Genomic DNA, 21,553 nt, shown 5'->3' with positions numbered 1-21,553 from the left:
TTCGTCGCCGCGCCCGCCATATAGCGGCGGTTCGAGAAGAGGTTCGCCGTGCCCCAGAGAAGGCGCGTGCGATGCGTCTTCATCTTCTCTTCGAAGATGTCGGCGATCTCGTTGAGATTCTTGATGGAATCGGCCAGCGTCTCGCCCTCGGGCGCCACGTCCACGTCATGGAAGGAGAAGAAGGGCGCGTCGAGAATGCGGAACAGCTCGAAGGCGACCTCGGCCTTTTCCTTGGCTTTGGCCAGCGGATCGCCGCCCTGGCGCATCCAAGGGCGGTTGAAGGTCTCGCCGCCGAACGGATCGCCGCCCGGCCAGGTGAAGGAGTGCCAGTAGCAGATCGCGAAGCGGAGCTGGTCTTCCATGGACCGGCCCATCACCTGACGGTTCTTGTCGTAGAAGCGGAAGGCCAGAGGATTGGTGCTCCCCTCCCCTTCGAAACGCACGCTGGAATCAAGCCCGAAGAAACCGTTGCCCTCAGTCATGGCGGTCCTCACCTCCGGCGTCGGCAAAAGGCCGCGCCCCATGGCTGAGCTACGTACCTCAGTTCTGGGCGCAAGCGCAATCGCTTTGGGTGTGTCAGGGCAGATTGTCCTTGAGCAGGATTTCGATGCGGATGCGCTCCTGCGCCTCGTCCAGCCTCGTGCCGGTCAAGGCCGCCGAGAGCGCGCGCAGCGCCGAGCGCGCCTCATGGCCGGGGTCCTGCACGATCAAGGCGTCGATCGCGCCGCTTTCGATCAAGGGGCGGGTTTCGGCCGTCAGCTCATGGGCAATCACGAGCGGGCGCAGGTCGAAGTCCGACAGGGCCGCGACCAGCCCCGCATTGCCCGCCCCGGCGCTATAGACGGCGGCGGGCGGGGGCGAGCGGCCCAAGAAGCGGCGCATGGCAGAGTGCACCGCGTCCGGGTCGTCCTGCCCTTCCAGGACGGCCGAAAGGGTCAGTGCGGGAAAGCGGGCGGCGAGCGTTTCCTGAAACCCGTCCAGCCGGTCGTGATGATCCCGCAGCGCGCGCGAGCCGAGCAGAACGGCGACCGAGCGCGGCTCCGGCCCGGCGAAGCGCCCGGTGAGCGCGGCGGCGACGCGGCCGGCGGCGCGATTGTCGATGCCGACATAGCGCGCGCGGCTGGAACCCGGCACGTCGGAAACGAGCGTGACGACCGGCACGCCGCGCGCCGTGGCCGCGTCGATGGCATCCCCCACGGCCGGATCGTCGAGGCCGACGGCGAGGATCGCGTCATGGCTTTGGCTGGCGTGGGCGATCTCGCCGGCAAAGCTCCTCGCGTCGAACGTATCCACATCGAAAGGCTCCAGCGCCAGCGCGCGGTTGGCGGGCCGGCGCGCGGCGCGCTCCAGCTCCTCCCGGAGACAGCGGATGAACGGATTACCGCCGCGCGGCAGGAGCGCGGCCACGCGAAAGCGCGCCCGGCGCGCCAGGGCAGCCGCGCCCGGATGGCGCTCGAAACGCAGCGCCGCCATGGCCGCCTCGACCTTCTCGACGGTGGTGAGGCGCACACCCGGCCGGCGGTTGAGAACACGGTCGGCCGTGGCGAGGCTGACGCCGGCGGCGCGCGCCACATCGCTCAAGGTCGGCGCGCCCTGCCGACTCGCTTCCTCGTCGCGGGCCGGATCGCCCACGGCCTCCCCCTCGCTCATCTGCGCCCCCGCATCGTCCCCGATGCGCCTCAATATGCACGGGCGAGCGTGAAAGTCGCCGGGTTTCGCGCGTCTGCGTTCGCTGCCGCGCGCCGAGGGCGTGATCGTCAGGCTCGGCCGACAAAGCCGCGAGTTGGCCCTGCTCCGCGTGGCCTCGCGTTAGGAAGCCGAGGTTCCAAAGCGGCGGAGAGCATGATCGCGCGAGGGCAAGATCGAGGTTGGAGAGCGAGCATGGGCTCGCCCGCCCGAAATACTCGGCGGCAGTCGGACGCCTTCGAGAGAGGTGCCTTGGACGGCGCTGCTCCCCAAAACGTCTCCCGGCTAAGAAGCGGCGCCTGGACGAGATAGTTAGGCTGACATACTAAGTGCGCTGGATCACGTCGAGGCGTATCGTCTCGGCGCGGCATCGCATCAGAGTGCCCGCCCATGTCTCTTGCCCGAAGCGTCCTGCCCTCATGGCCCGGAACGCCTCGCCCCGCGCCGCTTCCCTGGTTGAGTTCCGCCTGCCTGATCGGTCTTCTATCCCCGCTTCTGGGGCGCGGTCTTCTCACGCTATCCTCGTCCCTCTTCGCCGAGAACGGAGCGATCGAAAGCGCGCAAGCCTGGCTTCTCGTGGCGGCGGCGGGCGTATTTCTGATGGCCTATCGGCGCGCGGCCGATGCGCGGGCGCTGTTCTGCGTCTCCATGGCCGCGCTGTCGCTCCTGGCCTTGCAGCGGGAAATTCCGGCCTGCGAAAGCGCCTTCTACGACAGCGGCCTGTGCCTGCACCGCGCGATGAAGCTCCCTTTCTCGAGCGTGGTCCTCCTGAGCGCGGGCGTGCTTGCCCTCATCAAGCGGCCGCGCTGGCGCAGCTTCCTCGACTGGCGCAATCTCGCCTGGGTCTGGCCGGTCGGCATCGCCGCGCTGCTTCTGGGTCTGGCCGAAGCCGCCGAGCACTGGATGCATCAGGAGATGGAGGAGACGATGGAGTTCGGCGCCTATGCCTATCTCCTGAGCTTCGGTTTCTGGGTCGCCCGCGCGCCGTCGGCCGACGCGCGGGGCTGAGGCCGTTTACCGTTCCAGGAAGGCGCGGTTCATGCTGTCCTGCACCGGCTTGACGAGATAGTTCAGGAAGGTGCGGTGCGAGGTCTCGATGAAGATGTCGGCCGGCATCCCGGGATTGATGCGCAGGCCCGGCACGCGCTCCACCTCATGCTCGGCCAAGGTGACGCGCACGACATAGACATCGCCCGCCCGGCCCGGCCGGGGGTCGGGCACCGTGTCGGCCGAAACATAGGTGACGAGGCCGCGCATCTGGGGCGTCGTGCGCTGGTTGAAGCTGGTGAGGCGCACGCCCGCCGGCTGGCCCGCGCGCACACCGTTGATGTCGGTCGGGTTCACCAGCGTTTCGATCATCAGCTTCTCGTCGCGCGGCAGAATTTCGGCGATCTGCCGTCCGCTTTCCACGACGCCGCCCGCCGTGTGGTAGTTGAGCTTGACGAGCGTGCCGGACACGGGCGCGCGGATCTCGGTGCGGCCGAGCACGCTGCGGGCGGCTAGAAGCTGCTCGCGCATGTCGTCCATGTCGGCCTCGACACCCTGCAACTCCTGCGTCGCCCCCTGCTGATACTCCTGGCGCGCCTGCGCGATCTGCCCATCAAGCCGGGCGATCTGCGAGCGCATGTCGCCGAGTTCCCCTTCGATGCGCCCGAGCGCGCCCTCGGCCTCGGCCGCCGCGCGCTCCACGGTGAAGAGATCGGAGCGGCGATAGAGCCCCTGCTTGAAGAGGATGGTCTTGGCGGCGAGTTCCTGCCGGATCAGCCCGCTTTGGCGCTCCACCGCCTGGCGCTGGGCCTGCGAGCCCTCCATGCGCCGGCGCAGCGAATCCTGATTGCGCGAGAGCACGGCGACCTGCCCCTCCAGCGCCCGACGCGCGGCGGCGAAGACATTGCGCTGCCCCTCGAAAATGCGGTCGGCCTCCTTGCGGTCTTCCTCGTCCACCTCGATCGTGCCGAAGTCGAGCGTCTCGCGGCCCGAGATCATGGCCTGAAGCCGGCTGGCGCGGGCTTCGTAGCTGGCGAGGCGCAGAAGCAGCCGGCGCACATTGGTGCGCGCGGCCGTCTCGTCCAGAAGAACGAGCGGCTGGCCCTTCTCCACCCGGTCGCCTTCCTGCACCAGAATGGCGCGGATGATGCCGCCTTCGAAATGCTGCACCTGCTTGTTCTTGCCGGTGGCGACGAACGTGCCGTGCGAGACCACGGCGGCAGCGAGCGGGGCCGTGCTCGCCCAGGTACCGAAACCGCCGAAGATGACGACGGACAGGACCAGCCCGCCCACCACCATGCCCCGGATCGAGCGAGGCACACCGACATACCATTCCTCGATCGCCTCGCCCGAGTGCATCGCGCCGTGACGGGAGCTCATGGGACTCTCCTCTGCACCGGAACATTGCTCTCGCCGGCGGTCTGACCGGAGATCATCGCCAGGATCTGGTTGCGCTCGCCGATGGCCGAGATCGCGCCCTTGTCCATGACCATGATGCGATCGACGCAGCGCAGGAGCGAATGGCGCTGCGTGATGGCGACGACGGTGGTGCCATTGGCCTTCGCCCGCGTCATGGCGAGCGCCAGCGCCTTTTCGCCGTCCGTGTCGAGATTGGAATTGGGCTCGTCCAGGACCACAAGGCGCGGATTGCCGAAGAAGGCGCGAGCAAGACCAATGCGCTGCTTCTGCCCGCCCGAGAGCGGCGCGCCGTCGGCGGCGATCACGGTCTCGTAGCCCTGCGGGAAGGAGGCGACGAGTTCGTGGATGTCGGCCAGCATGGCCGCCTCGAACACGTCCTCGTCCAGCGCGTCCTCGCGCATCCGCGCGATATTGACCTTGATGGAAGCGGGGAAGAGCTGCACGTCCTGCGGGAGATAGCCGATGCTCTCGCCGAGCTGGCGCGGGTCCCAGTTCTTGAGATCCATCAGGTCGAGCCGCACATTGCCGGCCGTCGGCATGATGGAGCCCACCAGCATGCGCCCGATCGTGGACTTGCCCGCGCCCGACGAGCCGATGATGCCGAGCGCCTCGCCGGGCTTCAGCGAAAAGGAAATGCCGTTGAGGATGACCTTCTTGTTGGGCGGCGGCACATAGAGGACACGATCCACGTCGAGCCGCCCCTGCGGCCGGGGCAGGCGCAGGCGCTCCACATTGAGCGGCGAGTTGAGGAGAAGCTGCGAGATGCGCCCATAGGCGGCGCGCGACTGGATATAGGAGCGCCAGCCCTCGATCGTGCCCTCCACCGGGGCCAGCGCGCGGCTGGCGATGATGGAGGAGGCAATCACCATGCCGCCCGTCAGCTGACCTTCGAGCGAGAGATAGGCGCCCCAGCCGAGCATCCCGACCTGCGCGAACAGGCGCAGGGCCTTGGAAATGGAGGAGAAGAAGACGTTGCGATCCTGCGCGGCCACCTGGCTGCGAAGCGAGGCAGCATTGTCCTTGCCCCAAAGGCGCACGGCCTCGGGGATCATGCCGAGCGCGTTGATGATCTGCGCGTTGCGCGACAGCGCGTCGAGCGTCAGATTCGAGCGCGCATTGTGGCCGTTGGCCTCGGCGAAGTGAATCGCCGTCGCGCGCTTGTTGAAGAAGGCGACGGTAAGAAGCACCACGACCGAGGTGACGACGATGGCGCCCAGATGCGGGTGCACCAGCCAGACCGCGACGATGAAAAGCGGGGCGAGCGGCGCGTCCAGCATGGCCAGAAGCGTCGAGCCCGTCAAAAAGGCGCGGATATGCTGGAGGTCGGCAAGGATCTGGTAGTCCTTGCCCGAGCCCGACAGGGCCGAGCGCGAGGCCGCCGAAAGGATGGGCGAGCCGAGCCGCGTTTCCACCTCGACCGCCGTGCGCATCAGGATGGAGCGGCGGATGAGATCGAGCGCAACCTGCCCGATAATGGCCCCAACCACGATCAGCGTCAGCATCACCAGCGTGTCGAGCGAGCGAGAGGTGAGCACGCGGTCCGAAATCTGGAAGAGGTAGATCGGCACCGCCAGCACGAGAACGTTGATGAGAATGGTGAAGGCGAAGATCCAGGCGAGGTTTCGCCGCACGCGGGCCTTGGTCTGCTCCAGCGCGACGCGGAAATTCACCTGCGGGCTCTTGCGGGTGATCTGCGAGCCCGCGTCATTGGCCGCCGCGCGCCCTTCGGGCAGAAGCGGGCCGCCCGCCTCGCCCTCGATCACCGTGCCGCGCAGCGAGGGAGCGACGCGGCCGGGCTCGTTGGCGACGCTCGCCTGAGGCGCGGGGGCGGCTTGCGCCATGGCAGGTTGCGGCATGGGGGCTTGAGGGATCGGGGCGGCCTGCGGAGCCGAGCGTTCGGGAATTTGCATCTCGATCGAAGGCGCGGCGGCGGGCGCGCGGGGCGGCGGCTCGGCCGGCCGGGGGGCCATGGCAGGCGCGGTCGCCGTCATGGGCTCGGGTGCTGATGGTGCCGGGGCTGCTGTCGCAGGCGCTGCTGTTGCAGGGGCTGCCGCCCCCTCCCCCTCGGCCCGCATGGCGCTGACGGCCGCCTGCATGGAGGCGAAGATGTCCCGCTCGCGCGCGTCCCGTTCGGGGTCGCTGAGGCGCGGGCCCGGCTTGTCCTCATTCATGGCGTCTTTCCCCTCATGTCGTCTTCTTCTGGTTCTGTTTTTTGGTGCTGCCGGTCACGACAGGATGCCCGCCACGCCATCGGCCGGCGCGTCATGGCCGAGGCTCGAAGCGGAATGGGACAGCGTGTCGGACAAGTGGTTGGCGCCGTCGCCCTGGATGTCGGAGACGAAGGCGATCAGTTCGGGCACGAGCTTGCCCGTGTCGAAGGTCTGGATGTCCGGGCCGCTCGCCACGAGATCGGCCTGAAGCAGCATGGAGCCCGAGTAATATTCGCCGCCGAGAAAGCGGACATGGCCGGCATCGTCGAGATCGACGATCTTCGCCTCGTTGAGGAGCGCGTTGCCGCCCGTCGTCACCGTCCATTGCGCCTCGGGGGCCAGCACATTGGCGAGGCGCGCCAGCGTGCCGTCGGCCATGCGCACCGTGTCGGCATCGTCCAGAATGTTGATCTGCGAGATGACGTTGGTCTCGATCACGTCGCCCGAGATGTAGAGAACCTTGATGTTGCGCCCGGCCAGAAAGGCGAGATCGGCGCCCAGGTCCGGGTCGCCATGCCCTTGGCCCTTATCGAAGGCCGAGACGAGATCGCGCATCTCGGCCGAGAAGCCGGTGAAGTCCGACAGGCCGCCGACATTCACGATCGAAGCATGGTTGACGAGAAGATTGCCCGAGGTCGAGAGCGATCCACCCGTGCCGGCCGCATCGGAGACGATCCGGTCGCTGTCGTTCAGAATGTTGATCTGCTGGATGAAGTTGCCCTCGTAGACGCTGCCGCCGACGATCACGAGATCGTAGGAGCCGAGCAGCTTGGAGAGCGAGGCAATGTTGAAGCTCTCGTTGCCGCCGGTCGTGGCGCGCACGGTGGACTCCATCGCCGAGAGAACGACCTGATCGCCATCCAGCGTCAGCTTCACCTGCCGCAGGAAATTGGCGATCTCCAGATTGCCCTCGATCACATCCACCTTGTAATGCGCCGGCAGGCTGTCACGCGGGTCGAAGGCGGGGCGGCCGTTCGGCGTGGCGTCGATGCGCTCGAAGCTCGCGATATTATAGCTCTTCGTCGTGTCGGCGATCGCGACATTCACCGCCTCGCCCAGACCTTCGACCGAGTCTTGATCGGCGTGGATGTTGAGCTGGCGGATGGAGTTGACCTCGGTCCAGTCGCCCTTCACCACCGTGACCGCGCCGAGATGCCCGACATTGAGAAGCCCGGCCTGATTGGCCGACAGGTTGCCGCCGGTCTGGAGAAGCGGCTGGTCGTCTGTGAGATCGGGGCCGACCCGCGTATCCTCGATCAGCCTGGCGATGTCGGGCGCGCTGTCGGCCCGTTCGCCATTGATGAAGATGCCCTCATGGCCGGTCGGCGCACCGGCGGCGGAGGGCTCAGTGCCCTCCTGCGTCGCGTTGGTGACAAGGAGCCCCTTCAGGTCGGCGGGCGTATGGGGAATGCCGGGCAGCGAGCGGAAGCTCGCGGCGGCGTCCAGCATGGCCTCGAACTGCTGGGTGACGTGATCCACCACGGCGAGCGGGTCGGCGTCGGGATCGAGGATCAGCGTGTCGCGATCGTCGATCAGGCCGACCTGATCCTGAATGGCGAAGAGCGAGTCCGAGGGGACGTGGCGATAGAGAATATCGGCCTCGAAACTTCGCACGCCCATCGTCTCCAGGCCCATCGAGCTGTCCGGCAGGCTGGCATGGGCGGGGCCGTGGCCAAGGGCGGGATGCAGCGGGTGGAGCGTGACCTCGACATGGGGTGGGGCGAGACGCCGGCTCGCCGCCTCTTCGATCTCGAAGCGATCATTGGCGAGGCCGATATGGGGGTCGTAGGCGGGGGAGGACAGGCCGGCGCTTCGCGGGTCGAGGTCCTCCGCGCCATGCGAGCGAGGCGCGACATGCGAGAGATGCGGCGTGCCGGCGGCAAGGCGGGCGTGGATTCCGGGATCGACCGTATCGACACGGAACAGCCCGATAAAGCGGGCGATGGTCTCCTGGGCCTCGAGAATGAGCATCGCTCCGCTCCTGTCGAAACCATGATTTCGAAGAAGAAAAGGCTCACGCCGCTCGCTGACCTGTCAGGGACAACCGGCGAGACGACGCGAGCCTAGGAAACGGAGCGCCCGTGAGGGTTTGACGGGCGCTCCGGTCTGCGTCAGGCGTCGCCGAAGTCGGCACCGCCGGCGTCACCGCCGACCACGGCCATGTCGACGCTGGTGTACTGGACGTTGGCGCCCATCGCGATGTCCATGTTGAGGGCCGAATGGCCGCCCGAAATGCCCGCCGCGGCGCTATTGCCGGCCGAGAGGGTCGAGCTGGCGCCGGCCGAGAGCGAGCCGTCATGGCTGGCATTGGCCGTGCCACCATGAAGATCGGACGCGTTCATCGAGAAGTCGCCGCTGCCGCCCTGCATCTGGAGGCTGGTGCTCGGCTGGTTGAGCCAGTCGCCGTCGTTGAGAGTCGCGATCTGCTGGATGGAGAAGACGTTGCCGTCTCCGAGCAGCGCCTGCCCACCTTCCGCGTTCAAGGCGTCGCCGCCGATCGTTCCGATGATGCCGTCGAGCTTGTTGCACAGACCGGCCACGTCGATCAGGTCGTCGTCGGAGTTGAACGAGTCCGAGATCGACGTGCTGTAGTCGTTGAGCGAGTCTTGAAGCGAGACGTTCAGGCTGCTGTCGTTGTGCGAGTTGGTGTTGCTCGCATCCGAACTGTAATGGCTGTTGTCGTTGTAGGAGTCGTTGGTGCTGCTGTTGCTCGAATCATTGTTCTGGTTCGAGTTGTTGGAATTGTCGTTGCCCGAGTCGTTCGTGCTCTTGTCGTTGGCGACATCCGACACGCCGCCGACATCCAGATTGGTCGAGTTGTCGTTGTTGGAATCCGCGACCTGGCTGTAGTCGTTGTTCTGGTTCGTGTTGTCGGAATTGTCGTTGCCCGAATCGTTCGTGCTCTTGTCGTTGGCGACATCCGACACGCCGCCGACATCGAGGTTGGTCGAGTTGTCGTTGCCCGAGTCGTTCGTGCTGGAATCCGAGTTGTCGCTGTAGTTGTTGCCCTGGTTCGAATTGTTCGAGCTGTCATTGCCGGAGTCGGAAACGCTGTTGTCCGACAGGTCGCTATGGACGTTCGAACCATCGGCCGACTGGTCGTTGCCCTGGTTCTCGAAGCTCGGCGAATTGACGTAGGCTTCCGCGACGGAGCCGGCCAAGGCGGTGGCGTTGCGATCGACGCTCATTGTAGTCTCCCTTTGAGCTGAAAGGGCCGCCGTCGCTCCTCTTCTGCGGGAGACGGACATCCGGCCTTTGTTTTCGAAGAAGTGTTCTTTGGTCTTTCTGACCCGCCGACCCGATACGATTGCGGCGACCCGGGACGTCGGCAGAAAGATGACGCAACAGATAGACTGTGCGGCTCGACGCCGCTCAGGCTGTCTTTCAGAGGGTTTACTTGGTTTCCCCTGAGGTCTTTCGAACCTTCCGGGTTCGTTAAGACTTCGTTAACATTGCCGATGCCAGCCGCTTTGTCTTGCGGGGAAGAATCCTTCACCCTGTCGGGGGTTTTCCGTCAGGACAGGCCGAGCAGGCGGTGAGATGCTGCCTCACACGAGGTCCAAGCGTTGGAAAAATCCGAGGAGACGGGCATGTCGCCGACCAGCCAACTACCGCCCACGCCCGATTTCGACGCGATCGAGACGGCGGCGCGCGACGCTGCCACCGCCGCCGCGCGGGGCGACGTCTTCACCCTGATCGGCCAGATGTCCTACAGTTGGTCCAACAACGAAAGCCTGCTGGTTTACTTCATCATGCTGCTTCTGCGCTGCGACCGCGCCTCGGCGCTGATCGTCTTCGGCACGCTGAACACCAGCCGGGCGCGGGTGGATCTGGTGCAGCGTCTGGCGCGCGTGAAGCTCGCCGACCGCGCCCTGTCGGGCGAGTTGAAGCGGCTGATGGCGCGGTTCGAGTCGGGCACGCGCCTGCGCAACGATCTCCTGCACGCCATGTTCACGGTGAACGAGGCGGGCGAGATCACGCACACCCATGCGATGCGACTGGAGGAACGGGCCAAGGGGCTGCGCTTCGGCGCGGCCAAGCCCATGGACGGCGCGCGGATCGAGGCGATCCGCCATGAGATCCAGGCGATGAACGAGTTGAACCGCGATCTCTGGCGCTTCCTGCCGGGCCTCGAAGCCCATCTCAGGACGGTGGAGGCGCGCGGGCCTCGGCCGGGCGCATGACAAGCGCTTGAGGGAACCTCGAAAGCGAGGTTCCCTCAAGCGCTGAAGACCCGATCATCGCTGCGGTGGCCGAGCCCACGTCCTCTTGTATCAGTGGGGGCGGCGCTCCTCGCCGCCATCGAACTCGAGGATCGAGTTGAACCAGCCGGCGCGATGGGCATAGCGGATGATGTCGGAGCGAGAGGCGAGGCCGAGCTTGGCGATGGCGCGCGCCTTGTAGGTCTCGACCGACTTCTGGCTGATGTCGAGATCCCTGGCGATCTCCTTGGCGCTGTAGCCATAGGCCGTGCGCCGCAGCACCGACAATTCGCGCGCCGAGACGCGTCCGCAGGTCGTGTCGAGTCGGGTCAGAACGGCGGCATGGTCGTTCCGGTTGATCTGGGGCGCCATCATGACGGGCACCAGACGCGGATCGAGATAGGTTTCGCCCCGCGCCACGCGGCGCACGGCATCGAACAGGTCGGCCTCGCCCGCCGATTTCAGGATATAGCCCCGCGCCCCGGCCGCGAAGGCGGCCTCCACCGACTCGCGCTGGCGCGCCTGTTCCAGAACAAGAAGCCCTGAACGCGCATTCAAGGCGCGATGGAAAGCCGCCAGTGCGTCGGCGTCGAACCCCGCCATGGCGACATCCAGCGCCACCACATCCGCCTGCGTGGCGCGCACGGTTTCCATGGCTTCGGACAGGTCGGTCACGCAGGTTGCAACCCGCAGTTCGCCGAAGTCCTGCCGCTCCAGCACGCTCACGAAACCAGCGGCAAAACACGGCTCGTCCGTCACCAGTAAGACGTTACACATAACACCCCCGATCGTGGGTTTTTATTGCGTCAGGAAAATCCCCACTTTACATTCCCAAAGCGTATATTCGGACAAGCCCGAAGACTGCTTACATAAAGATATTACGTTGCGGAAAAATCAAGCATCTTCAATGCCCATACGGGGTGTATATGCGTTCAGGTCCACAGTCTTGATCGCTTTTCATTTGCAGCGCACAGAATGTCTCACCCATTTGGGTTAGTTCCGAGGATACGACCTGCGAGGGTAATACTTCCCGTCGGCTTGCCGCTCTGACCTTTGAGGGCCACCCACCGCCTCGGCGGCAATTGTCGGAATGGCAGGGACAGGTCTCCAGACACAACCTCGAAGAGAAGGATCCGGTTTGTGTCGATGGTCTCGCCGTCGTCCTGCGCTTCGCAACGCGACAAACCGGAGGTCACGACAGGCCGCACTGAAAGCGCCGTCAACAGACCTCTGTTGGTGGACTGCGAATCGCTGGCCTTGTGCGAGGCTTGCACCCCTCCATCGGCTGTGTAAGTAATCGGAAGACGATTGCGGCGTTCGACTGCCTTTTCTCTGATTCCACGTCACAGAATCGGCATTCATTGAAGTTCATGTCGGGAATATCCCGACAATCCTTCCTCGAAACGTCGGCGGTTCATCATGAAAATTCAGCATCGTCCGGCTCGCCCGGCTCGTTCCATGCCGCGATCATCTTCCGGCAAAGTCGTCGCTGTGACAGGCGGCGCCGGATTTCTCGGCACGCATCTGTGCGAAGCCTTGCTCGCACGCGGGCACCACGTCGTGTGCCTCGACAATTACGCCACGGGCAGCCGGGAGAACCTGCGCCCGCTCGTGGCGACAAATCGCCTCACCCTCATCGAGCATGACGTAGTCGAACCCTTCCCGGCCGGCCTGCCGCGCTTCGACGAGATCTGGAACCTCGCCTGCCCGGCCTCCCCGCCGCATTACCAGCGCGACCCCGTACGCACGCTCTTCATCTGCGCGGATGGGGCGCGGCGCGTTCTGGAGCGCGCGGCCGAGGATGGGGCGCGGATCTTCCACGCCTCGACCTCCGAGGTCTATGGCGATCCGGACATCCACCCCCAGCCCGAAACCTATGCCGGCCATGTGAATCCGGTCGGCCCGCGCGCCTGCTACGACGAGGGCAAGCGCTTCGCCGAAGCCGTGTTCACCGATGGCTGCGCACGCGCCGGGCTGGAGCTGCGCATGGCGCGCATCTTCAACACCTACGGCCCTTTCATGCACCCGGACGACGGGCGCGTCGTCTCCAACTTCGTGGTGCAGGCGCTGCGCGGCGAGGACATCACCGTCTATGGCGACGGATCGCAGACGCGCTCCTTCTGCTATGTCGACGATCTCATCGCCGGCTTCCTCGCGCTGATGGCGCTGGACGGCGATCCATCCGGCCCGGTCAATCTCGGCAATCCGGTGGAAACGCGGATGGACGAACTGGCCGAACTGGTGGTGGACCTCACCGGCTCGCGCTCGCGCATCGTGCGCCGCCCGCTTCCGGTGGACGATCCACGCCGCCGCCGGCCCGACATCGCCAAGGCCAAGGCGCTTCTGAACTGGGAGCCCAAGGTTTCGCTGCGCGCGGGGTTGACCCGCACGATCGGCTATTTCGCCGGCCGCATCGCGGCCGAGCCGCCGATGCGCCTCCTGCCGGGCTTCCTCGCTACGGCGGCCCGCCCGCAAGCCGAGGGAGTGTTGGTGTCATGAGGATCGTCGTTATCGGAACCGGCTATGTCGGCCTCGTCACCGGCGCGTGCCTCGCCGAACTCGGCCACGACATCACCTGCTATGACACGGATGCGGGCAAGATCGCCCGTCTCCAGCGCGGCGAGATGCCGATCTTCGAGCCGGGGCTCGAAGAGTTGGTCAAGGCCGAGGTCGCGGCGGGGCGCCTGAGCTTTGCGTCGGGCGCGCTGCCGCTCGACCGGCGCGTGCGCGCCGTCTTCGTCGCCGTCGGCACGCCGCCCTCGGCGATCGATCATTCGGCCGATCTGTCGGCCGTTCATGCCGTGGCCGAGGCGATCGGCCGCGCGGCGGTGCGCCCGCTCGCCGTGATCGTGAAATCCACCGTCCCGGTCGGCACGGGCGAGGCGGTGGAGCGCATCCTGCGCGATGTCAGACCCGGCATCGCCTTCGATGTCGTGTCCAATCCCGAATTCCTGCGCGAGGGCTCGGCGCTGGCCGATTTCCGCGCGCCGGATCGGATCGTGGTGGGCACAAGCGCCAAGCCGGCGCGCCGTCTTCTGGCGGATATCTACCGCCCGCTGACGGAGCGGGGCGCGCCTCTCGTCTTCACCGAGCGCGCCTCGGCGGAGATGATCAAATATGCTGCCAACGCCTTTCTGGCTGCCAAGATCGCCTTCATCAACGAGATCGCCGATCTCTGCGAGGTGGCGGATGCCGATGTCGAGGAAGTCTCGCTCGGCATGGGGCTGGACCGGCGCATCGGGGCCGCCTTCCTGCGGCCGGGGCCGGGCTATGGCGGCTCGTGCTTTCCCAAGGACACGGAGGCGCTGCTCGCCGCCGCCCAGGGGCATGGCGTCCAGCTGCGCCTTGTGGAAAGCACGGTGGCGGCCAACGAGGGGCGCAAGCGGGCCATGGGCCGGCGCGTCATCCGCGCGCTCGGCGAAGCGCGCGGGCGAACGATCGCCGTGCTCGGCGTCACCTTCAAGGCGGGCACGGACGACATGCGCCAGGCCCCTTCGCTGCCGATTCTGGCCGCGCTTCGGGCGGCGGGGGCAAGGCTGCGCATCTTCGACCCCGAAGGCATGGCCCATGCCCGCTCCATCCTGCCGGAGGCGGAGTATATGGGAAGCGCCTACGAGTGCCTGGACGGGGCGGACGCGGCCCTGCTTCTGACCGACTGGCCGGAATTCGCCGCGCTGGACCTTGCCCGCGTCAAGGCCTCGATGCGCGGCGACGTATTCGTGGACCTGCGCAACATGCTCTCGCCCGAGCGCCTTCGCGCCGTGGGTCTGCGCGCCTTTGGCATCGGGCGGCGCGAAAGGCTGGCCATGCCCGCGCCCCTCCCCGCACCCTTGCCGCCCGTCCCGGCGGTGCGGCCGAGCGAGGCCATGCCGGCGCTGTCGCCGGCCGACCTGCCGCCGCTGGAGCTCGTCGCGGCGGCGAAGGCGGCCAAGACCGGCCTCAACGGCCACGCCACCTGACGCGAGGGGAGACACAAAGCCATGTCCTCGCTCGCCATGGCGGGAGGCGCGGACACGATTCTCGTGTCCGTCTTCCTCCTGTCCCAGATCCTCTATGCCCTCTCGCTGGGGCTCGGCCTGTTCTTCCTGCGTCTGCCGGTGGACTGGGTGCGCCCGAGCGAGGCGGAGGGCCGCCAGCCGGAAGAGCACCCCTATATCGTGCTCTTCTACCCCGTGCTGCGCGAACTCGAATCCACGATGCGGACGACCTTCCTGTCGCTCGCCCGCATCGACTACCCGGCCGCGCGCTACCGTGTCGTCGCCATTCCCAATGCCAACGACACGGCGACCGTGGAAAGCCTCCGGCGGCTCGCGCAGGAATTCGCCTTCCTGCAGATCGTCGAAGTGCCCGCCACGACCGATCCGTCCTGGCAGGTGGTCTGGCGCAGCTGGGATGAGAACCCGAAGGCCTATTGGTGGCACAAGGGCAAGCGGGCGGGCGTTCGCGCCCTGCCCCCGAAGAAGACGCGCCAGCTCGTCTATGCCTTCTACACCTTGGCCGAGGAGATGGCGGGCGGCGAGGATTTCCTCGTCAATTATATCGACGCCGATTCCTGCCCGCCGCCGGACCATTTCCTCGCGGCCTCGGCCGGGATGCGCCATTACGACGTTCTGCAAGCCCAGAACATCGCCGGCAATCTCCTGTCCACCCTGCCTGCCTCCTGGCACGCCTTCGACCATATGGCCTGGGACGGGTTTCTCTATCCCCATCTCTCGGCCCGTGGCCGGCAGCCCTTTTGGGTGCTCGGCAAGGGCCTGTTCTTCCGCGCGTCCGATCTCCTGGCGCTCGGCGGCTTCCATCCCTGGATCACGATCGAGGACCCGGAAGTCGGGATGCGCTTTTGGACCCATGGCAAGCGCATCGGCATCATCCAGAACCCCTTGATCGAGGAAGTGCCCTCGACGCTGGGCCACGGCATCACGCAGCGCAAGCGCTGGGTCTGCGGCTTCTTCCAGAGCCTCGCCCAGCCCTTGAAGGACATGGGCATGACGCCCTGGCAGCGCTTTCGGGCGCGGCTGAACTTCGGGCCGTGCCTGTCGCTCTCGGCCAACGCGATCGGCCTGCCGCTCGGCCTTTGGGCGCTGGCCGAGTGGAAGGCGGGGGTCAGTCCGGTGCCGGACTGGTCGCTGGCGCTCGCCGCCTTCAACATCGCCACCTTCGCGGTGACGCTGGGGGCGATCTATCTCTCGGTCTGGCGGCGGGCGAAGCTCATCCTGCCGCAGCGGGTGGACCGGCTGCGCTATCTCCTGCGCGTCAACCCGGCCTCGCTCGTTCTCTGGTGGCTCATCTGGTTGGTGCCGCTCGCCATCGGCTTCTGGATGTTCCTGCGTGATCGCGGGCTCGTCTGGGAGCGCACGGTGAAGATCGACGCCAATCACGAGCTGGTGCGCACCGTCGCCGGCTCGCAGCCGGCCGTGGTGCGCCTGGGCGCCGAGCTGCCGATCCCCATTCCCGCCAATCGCAATCTCACCGGCGAACCGCAGGCCTCCGCCGGCGGCCTCGCTCTCTGATCCCTCGTTTCCCAAGGAAGACACCCATGTCCAAAGGTCATGTTCTCGTCACGGGCGGCGCCGGCTTCATCGGCTCGCATCTGATCGACCAGCTTCTCGAACGCGATTTCGAGGTGAGCGTGCTCGACTGCCTGAAACCCCAGGTCCATGCCGATGCGGAGGTCGATGCCGATGGCTGGCCCGTCTATCTCGACCGCCGCGCCCGACGCATCCGGGGCGATATTCTGGACGACGGCGTGTTCGAAAGCGCGCTCACGGGCGTTACGCATCTGGCCCATCTCGCCGCCTCGGTGGGCGTCGGCCAGTCCATGACGAATATCGTCGATTACTGCCGCAACAATGTCATGACGGCGGCGATCATGCTCGAAACGCTGTCGCGCCGGCCGCACAAGGTGCAGCGCATCGCGGTCGCCTCCTCCATGTCGATCTATGGCGAGGGGGCCTATAGCGGGCGCTGCGGCACCGTCGCCCCCGCCCTTCGCCCGCACGAACAGCTCGCCGCCCATGAATGGGAGCTGGCGGACGAGGACGGCAGCCCGCTCGTTCCCGTGCCGACGGCCGAGGACAAGCTGCTTCAGCCCGCCTCGATCTATGCCGTCAACAAGCGCGACCATGAGGAGATGTTTCTCTCGGTCGGCCGGGCGCTCGGCATCCCGACCGTGGCGCTGCGCCTGTTCAACGCCTATGGCTCGCGCCAAGCGCTGTCGAACCCCTATACCGGGGTGGCGGCCATCTTCGTCTCGCGCCTTCTGAACGACCAGCCGCCGCTCGTCTTCGAGGACGGGTCGCAGCGACGTGACTTCGTGCATGTGCACGATGTCGCGCGCGCCTTCGCAACCGTGCTCGACAGCGACATGTCCGTCTGGGACTATTACAATGTCGGCTCCGGGCGCTCGATCACGGTGCGCGAGATCGCCGCCGTGCTCGCCCGTCTCCTGCACAAGAATATCGGCCCGGAGATTCTCGGCCAGCATCGCGTCGGCGATATCCGGCATTGCTTCGCCGACATTTCCAAGCTGGAGCGCGATTTCGGCCTCACGCCCCGGCGCGGCTTCGAGGAAGGTATGGGCGAGCTGATCGAATGGGTCTCGCGCGCCCGCCGCCCGGTGGACCGGGCGCAGACCTGCCTGGGCGAATTGCAGGGCTCGCGGCTCGTGGTCTGACCTTTAGAGAGACAATGGCCGCCTCTCGAAGGCGGCCAAGATCGCCTCGCGCATCGGCGCGGGGCGCATGTCGGAATCATAGGGCAGGCCCCGGTTGAAGCCGGGGCCTGGGCCTTGGTTGCCGACGAGACGCCAGTAGAAGTCGAGATCCTCCGGCTCGATCGCGAGCCAGGAATGGCGGGTGGACAGGCCCCAAGTCGAGACGGCCGAAACGCTCGGGCAGTCCAGCGCCACGTCGAGATAGCGCTTGGCGATCTCGGCCACGAGCCGGTCGCGCAGGGCGGGCGGGGCCGTCAGATCGCGCTCGCGCACGTCGAGTTCGGTGATGTGGATGTCGAGCCCGAAGCCCCGGATCTCCTCCAGAAAGCGAGCGAGAACGGGCTCGGAGAAAGGTCCCTTGCGCAGGTCCAGATGCGCCTGAAGCCCGATACCGCCGAGCGGCGCGCCCCGCACCTTCAGCTTCTCGATCAGCTTCAGGAGGAGATAGCGCCGGTCGGTCTCGACGGGAATGTCGTAGTCGAGCCCGTATTCGTTGAGAAAGAGCACGGCCTGGGGCGCATGAGCGCGCGCCTCCACGAAGGCGCGCTCCACATAATCCTCCCCGAAGGCGGCGAGGAAGACGCTGGTCCGCAAGCCGTCCATACGCTGGCCGGTGTCGATCGGCTCGTTCACGACATCCCATGTCGCGATGTCCGCGCCGTAGCGCGCCAGGACGGATTCGAAATGCGCCGAGATCAGCCCCCAGTCGGACGTCTCGCGTAGCGCGGCTTCCGTCCAAGGGGGCACGCTGCGGTGCCAGAGCAGCGTGTGCCCATGCAGGGCGCGGCGGTTCTCACGCGCGAAACGGACCAGCCCGTCCGCGCGCGAAAAATCGCGCCGGCCGGGCTCGGGCTCGATCGCATCCCATTTCATCGCGATCTCGGGCGTCAGCGCGTCGCAGTCGGCGAGCACCGTATCCCGGAGATCGGGCTCGGCCACGATCTGTTCGATGCGCACCGCCGCGCCGAAGCGCCGGCCGGTACGCGCGGCGGCCTGCCGCAAGGACGGGCGCTCGGGCGCGCTGGAGGGCTCGGCCGAGGCCAGCACGAAGCCGCTCATCCCCAGAAGCAGAAGCGCGCGCCGGTTGAGCGGATGGCCAGCGGCGGGCGCGGGCGCGAGATGGCCGCGCCGTCCCAGGCCGTCTCGCCGTCGCGCGGGTCTATCGCCTCCCGCCTCTTGCCCCTCATTGCCCTCCATCGCTCCAGGCGTCAGCGCATGGCGGCGAGTTCGCGCCGCGCTTCGCCGTTTCCTTGCGCGGCGGCTTCCGCATAAAGCTTGCGCGCCCGCTCCGGGTCTCTGGTTTGTAGGAGTTGGGCGAGCTTCCACTTGGCCCATTGATCGCCGGTCTCGCGCACGGAGATTTCGAGATAGCGCCGCGCCTTGGCCGGGTCGCGGCGCACGCCCTCGCCATCGGCCAGCATGAAGCCCAGCATATGGTAGCCCCAGGGATTGTTCTGGTCGGCTGCCCGTTGATACCAGCGCGCCGCCTCGCGCGAGGAATGGCGCACGCCCATCCCCTTCTGGAGAAACCAGCCGACCTTGAACGCGGCATAGCGATCGCCCGAGTCGGCGGCGCGCCGATACCAGCGATAGGCCTCGCGATAGTTCTTGGTCACGCCGACGCCGTTTTCGTAATGCTCCCCGAGCTTGTATTGCGCCGACGTGTTGCCGCGCTCCGCCGCCTTGCGGAAATAGCGCGTGGACAGGGCGGGATTGGGCACCTTGTAGCGCAGATAGGTCTCGCCCGCCTTGTACCAGTCCCAGGTGATCTCGGGCGGGCTCGGCGGCGCGGGCGCCTTCGCTTCCACCAGATCGGGCCAAAAAACGGCCAAGGCCGCCAGTGCAAAAGCCCCTACGCGCATCGCAGCTTCCCTCCCGCTTCGGAGACGGGCGGCCCGCTCCGTTCCTCAAGAGCGCCTAACAAAACCTCCGGGCGGAGGCGGGGCGAGGGATTTTCGTCAGTCCACGCGGAGCGAAGCGCAGTCGATGCTGGCGGCATCGGCGAGCATTCGCGACAAAGTGGTTGGCGAAAAGAGCCGGCCAGCCGACCCCCGAGGTTTTGGTAGACGCTCTAAGAGTTAACGACGCGCCGCGCGCGTGCGAAAGCCGGGAGAAATCCGACAGAGCGCCCTTGCGTCCCCTGTCTGCCCGGTCCGCCGGAGGCTCCTGCGTTCGGTTGACGCGACATGGTGATCGGCCTATAAGGCGCGCAGATTTCCGGCGGCATCCTCGGATGCGGCCTGTTATGCCGTGGCGCACCCAGCATCAGGACATCCTGTCAGGGCGCCCCTCGGCGATCGACCCCTTCGCGTCGGATGCTGGTCGACCCTGTCGGTCGCCCGGGTCCACATACGAACACGAGAGAAACGACACATGGCCAATACGCCGTCGGCCAAGAAGGCCGCACGCAAGATCGCCCGCCGCACGCTGATCAACAAGACGCGCCGCTCGCGCGTGCGCACCTTCCTGCGCAAGGTCGAGGAAGCGATCCTGTCGGGCGACCACGAAGCTGCCCGCGCCGCCTTCAAAGTTGCCGAGCCCGAACTGGCCCGCGCCGCTGCCAAGGGCGTGATCCACAAGAACACCGCCTCGCGCAAGATCTCGCGTCTGTCGAGCCGCGTGAAGGCCGTCGGCGCCGCCTGATCGAGCTCGCTCGAACGGTTTCGATGTGATGAAGGCCCGAGGCGCACGCCTCGGGCCTTTTTCGTTGTGCAAAGCCCGCGCGGATAAGTCTTTTTGCGGGCGCGGCCAAGGATCAGGGAACCTTTCCACGTGTCACGAAAGCGTCACGCTTCCGTCAAATCGCGCGATCGGCCCGTCATCGAACTGTCATTGTGGACGACTCGGCACAATGCTCAGGCTGCCTATCGGTTCCCGATTTTCCAGCTTGATTTTTCAGAATCCCCGGAATCCCGACGATTCCATTCCACTCAAAAATGATCATATAAAACAACGACTTGAAGAAGGTCACTCATGAGCCCCCGAGTCTTGCGGCGAGCAGGGGGACGCCATCGCGAGTCAATCGGGATGCGACAAAAAAAACTCGTATTCCCGCCTCAATCCACCGTCATCCTCGCCCCCGAGCGGAATCCGCAAGTGAATCAGACGATTAAGTTTGGGCCACTTTGCGACAGCGCCATGAACGCGCCCGATGCTGGGCGCAGAGCCACGCAGAATCGCGATTCAAAGCTTGCTCCGGGCTGGTCGGATTGCGTAGCTTTTCCCTCACGACAAGAGCCATGGCAGCCGAAGGATGGGGACAAGATGCGTTTTCCATAAGAAATGCGCACGATGAACCCCATCTGGAACGCAACTCGCCGTTCTCGCTGATCTCTTTCATTCTGTCCGATCGCGTCCCCGCAACTCCTTGTAGCTCGGGGCCAAGGTCGGTTGTTCCTGCGTTTTGCCGGCCTCTCCGAGCGCCGGTCAGTCTGGAGTTCCCCATGAGCCGTTCCTACAAGGGCGACGTGACACCGGCCGAGTGCTGGTCCGCGCTCGACAGCGACGAACCCGCCTTTCTCGTGGACGTGCGCACCAGCGCGGAATGGAACTTCGTGGGCTTTCCTCTGGCGCCGGCCGGCCGGCCGCAGCCGCTTTTCGCGGAATGGCAGACCTATCCTTCCATGTCGATCGACGGCAGCTTCGCGCCCCGCGTCGCCGAGGCCATCAAGGCATCCGGCGGCAGCGAGACCTCGCCCGTCTTCTTCCTGTGCCGCTCGGGCGCCCGGTCCATGGCGGGCGCCAGCGCCCTGACCGATCTCGGCTTTGCCAACTGCTTCAACGTTTTGGACGGGTTCGAAGGCCCGCCCGACGAGGAGGGCCATCGCGGCCAGATCGCCGGCTGGAAGGCCGCGGGTCTCCCTTGGAGGCAGAAATAATGGCCGGCCTCTCGACCGCCACGCCGCCCAAGGCGCCGCGCGCTCCGCTGCGCGCCCCCGCCTCCCGCGCGGTTCCCATCACCACCGCAGTCGCAGCCCGCATCCAGCCAAACGAGCCCGCCATGAGCCCCGCCCACGGTGAAGCCGAGATCATCGACCGCGTGAACGCGCGCCTCAAGGCCCATCTCGGCCCGGATGTCTTCGCCTCCTGGTTCACGCGCATGAAGCTCGAACAGGCCGGCAAGGGCGTGGTGCAGCTCTCCGTGCCGACCGCCTTCCTGCGCACCTGGATCAACGGTCATTACAAGGACCTCCTGCTCCAGATCTTCTCCGAAGAGATTCCGGGGACGCTGAAGGTGGACATCGCGGTTCGCTCCGCCGTGCGCGGCTCGGGCGCGCCGGCTCCGGCGCAGCGCCGCGCCGAAGCCGCCCCGGCTCTCACGCCCGCCGCCCAAGCCC

17 protein-coding genes and 1 pseudogene are annotated in these 21,553 nt (G+C 66.5%); 9 read left to right on the top strand and 9 right to left on the bottom strand.

Annotated elements, in window-relative coordinates; genetic code table 11:
• A pseudogene (locus AUL36_RS21475) lies at nt 1-482 on the bottom strand (xylose isomerase); the annotation flags it as partial.
• 94 nt (nt 483-576) lie between these two features.
• The gene (locus tag AUL36_RS21470) at nt 577-1,650 is read right to left on the bottom strand and encodes a LacI family DNA-binding transcriptional regulator (protein ID WP_062224101.1); all 1,074 of its coding nucleotides are present in this window, start codon (nt 1,648-1,650) and stop codon (nt 577-579) included.
• 426 nt (nt 1,651-2,076) lie between these two features.
• Between AUL36_RS21470 and AUL36_RS21465 the strand changes: the two genes are divergently transcribed.
• Complete coding sequence (locus AUL36_RS21465) at nt 2,077-2,694, top strand: hypothetical protein (protein ID WP_156418519.1); 618 nt, start codon at nt 2,077-2,079, stop codon at nt 2,692-2,694.
• A gap of 6 nt (nt 2,695-2,700) precedes the next feature.
• Here the strand turns inward: AUL36_RS21465 and AUL36_RS21460 are convergent, their stop codons facing one another.
• The 4 genes from AUL36_RS21460 to AUL36_RS21445 all read right to left on the bottom strand — a co-directional run bounded on the left by AUL36_RS21460 (nt 2,701) and on the right by AUL36_RS21445 (nt 9,490).
• Nucleotides 2,701-4,053, bottom strand: a complete 1,353-nt coding sequence (locus tag AUL36_RS21460; protein WP_062224096.1) for an HlyD family type I secretion periplasmic adaptor subunit — start codon at nt 4,051-4,053, stop codon at nt 2,701-2,703.
• Nucleotides 4,050-5,933, bottom strand: a complete 1,884-nt coding sequence (locus AUL36_RS21455; protein WP_058600074.1) for a type I secretion system permease/ATPase — start codon at nt 5,931-5,933, stop codon at nt 4,050-4,052. The genes AUL36_RS21460 and AUL36_RS21455 overlap by 4 nt, the downstream gene beginning before the upstream one ends.
• A 384-nt stretch (nt 5,934-6,317) precedes the next feature.
• Complete coding sequence (locus tag AUL36_RS21450; protein ID WP_062224094.1) at nt 6,318-8,273, bottom strand: hypothetical protein; 1,956 nt, start codon at nt 8,271-8,273, stop codon at nt 6,318-6,320.
• Nucleotides 8,274-8,413: 140 nt separating this feature from the next.
• Nucleotides 8,414-9,490 (bottom strand): hypothetical protein, encoded by a 1,077-nt coding sequence (locus tag AUL36_RS21445; RefSeq protein ID WP_062224092.1) that lies wholly within the window; start codon nt 9,488-9,490, stop codon nt 8,414-8,416.
• 402 nt (nt 9,491-9,892) lie between these two features.
• Between AUL36_RS21445 and AUL36_RS21440 the strand changes: the two genes are divergently transcribed.
• Nucleotides 9,893-10,486 carry a hypothetical protein gene (locus AUL36_RS21440; RefSeq protein WP_062224103.1) on the top strand — a complete coding sequence of 198 codons (594 nt, stop codon included), beginning with the start codon at nt 9,893-9,895 and terminating at the stop codon, nt 10,484-10,486.
• 90 nt (nt 10,487-10,576) lie between these two features.
• Here the strand turns inward: AUL36_RS21440 and AUL36_RS21435 are convergent, their stop codons facing one another.
• Nucleotides 10,577-11,263, bottom strand: coding sequence for a LuxR C-terminal-related transcriptional regulator (locus tag AUL36_RS21435; RefSeq protein ID WP_192843385.1), 687 nt, complete (start codon nt 11,261-11,263; stop codon nt 10,577-10,579).
• Between the two features lie 699 nt (nt 11,264-11,962).
• On the opposite strand from AUL36_RS21435, the gene AUL36_RS21430 reads away from it, so the two are divergent.
• From AUL36_RS21430 to AUL36_RS21415, 4 genes are read left to right on the top strand one after another with little or no spacing between them, the layout of a single operon-like run.
• On the top strand, nt 11,963-13,003 hold the full coding sequence (locus AUL36_RS21430; RefSeq protein WP_374700796.1) for a UDP-glucuronic acid decarboxylase family protein: 1,041 nt from the start codon (nt 11,963-11,965) through the stop codon (nt 13,001-13,003).
• Complete coding sequence (locus AUL36_RS21425) at nt 13,000-14,463, top strand: UDP-glucose dehydrogenase family protein (protein ID WP_062224085.1); 1,464 nt, start codon at nt 13,000-13,002, stop codon at nt 14,461-14,463. Before AUL36_RS21430 ends, AUL36_RS21425 begins: the two co-directional genes overlap by 4 nt.
• A 21-nt stretch (nt 14,464-14,484) precedes the next feature.
• Nucleotides 14,485-16,014: a glycosyltransferase family 2 protein gene (locus AUL36_RS21420; protein WP_062224082.1), complete on the top strand. Its 1,530-nt coding sequence runs from the start codon at nt 14,485-14,487 to the stop codon at nt 16,012-16,014.
• A gap of 26 nt (nt 16,015-16,040) precedes the next feature.
• Nucleotides 16,041-17,177 (top strand): NAD-dependent epimerase/dehydratase family protein, encoded by a 1,137-nt coding sequence (locus tag AUL36_RS21415; protein WP_062224081.1) that lies wholly within the window; start codon nt 16,041-16,043, stop codon nt 17,175-17,177.
• Between the two features lie 3 nt (nt 17,178-17,180).
• On the opposite strand, the gene AUL36_RS21410 is transcribed toward AUL36_RS21415, so the two are convergent.
• Together AUL36_RS21410 and AUL36_RS21405 are read right to left on the bottom strand one after the other, a co-directional pair.
• A complete protein-coding gene (locus AUL36_RS21410) occupies nt 17,181-18,413 on the bottom strand; it encodes an endo-1,4-beta-xylanase (RefSeq protein ID WP_062224079.1) in 1,233 nt (410 codons plus the stop codon).
• 11 nt (nt 18,414-18,424) lie between these two features.
• Complete coding sequence (locus AUL36_RS21405) at nt 18,425-19,078, bottom strand: tetratricopeptide repeat protein (protein WP_058599941.1); 654 nt, start codon at nt 19,076-19,078, stop codon at nt 18,425-18,427.
• A gap of 511 nt (nt 19,079-19,589) precedes the next feature.
• Here AUL36_RS21405 and rpsT point away from each other — a divergent pair.
• The 3 genes from rpsT to AUL36_RS21390 form a co-directional block, all read left to right on the top strand.
• Nucleotides 19,590-19,859 carry a 30S ribosomal protein S20 gene (gene rpsT / locus AUL36_RS21400; protein WP_058599940.1) on the top strand — a complete coding sequence of 90 codons (270 nt, stop codon included), beginning with the start codon at nt 19,590-19,592 and terminating at the stop codon, nt 19,857-19,859.
• Between the two features lie 800 nt (nt 19,860-20,659).
• The gene (locus AUL36_RS21395) at nt 20,660-21,094 is read left to right on the top strand and encodes a rhodanese-like domain-containing protein (RefSeq protein ID WP_062224077.1); all 435 of its coding nucleotides are present in this window, start codon (nt 20,660-20,662) and stop codon (nt 21,092-21,094) included.
• The coding region (locus AUL36_RS21390) for a DnaA N-terminal domain-containing protein (RefSeq protein WP_280138002.1) at nt 21,094-21,553 on the top strand (460 nt) is incomplete at its 3' end. The genes AUL36_RS21395 and AUL36_RS21390, both read left to right, overlap by 1 nt.

The sequence above is a fragment of the Aureimonas sp. D3 genome, assembly GCF_001463805.1.
GTDB lineage: Bacteria > Pseudomonadota > Alphaproteobacteria > Rhizobiales > Rhizobiaceae > Aureimonas > Aureimonas ureilytica_A.
The sequence above is the reverse complement of the archived record's forward strand: the minus strand, read 5'-3'. Positions and strand labels throughout refer to the sequence as shown.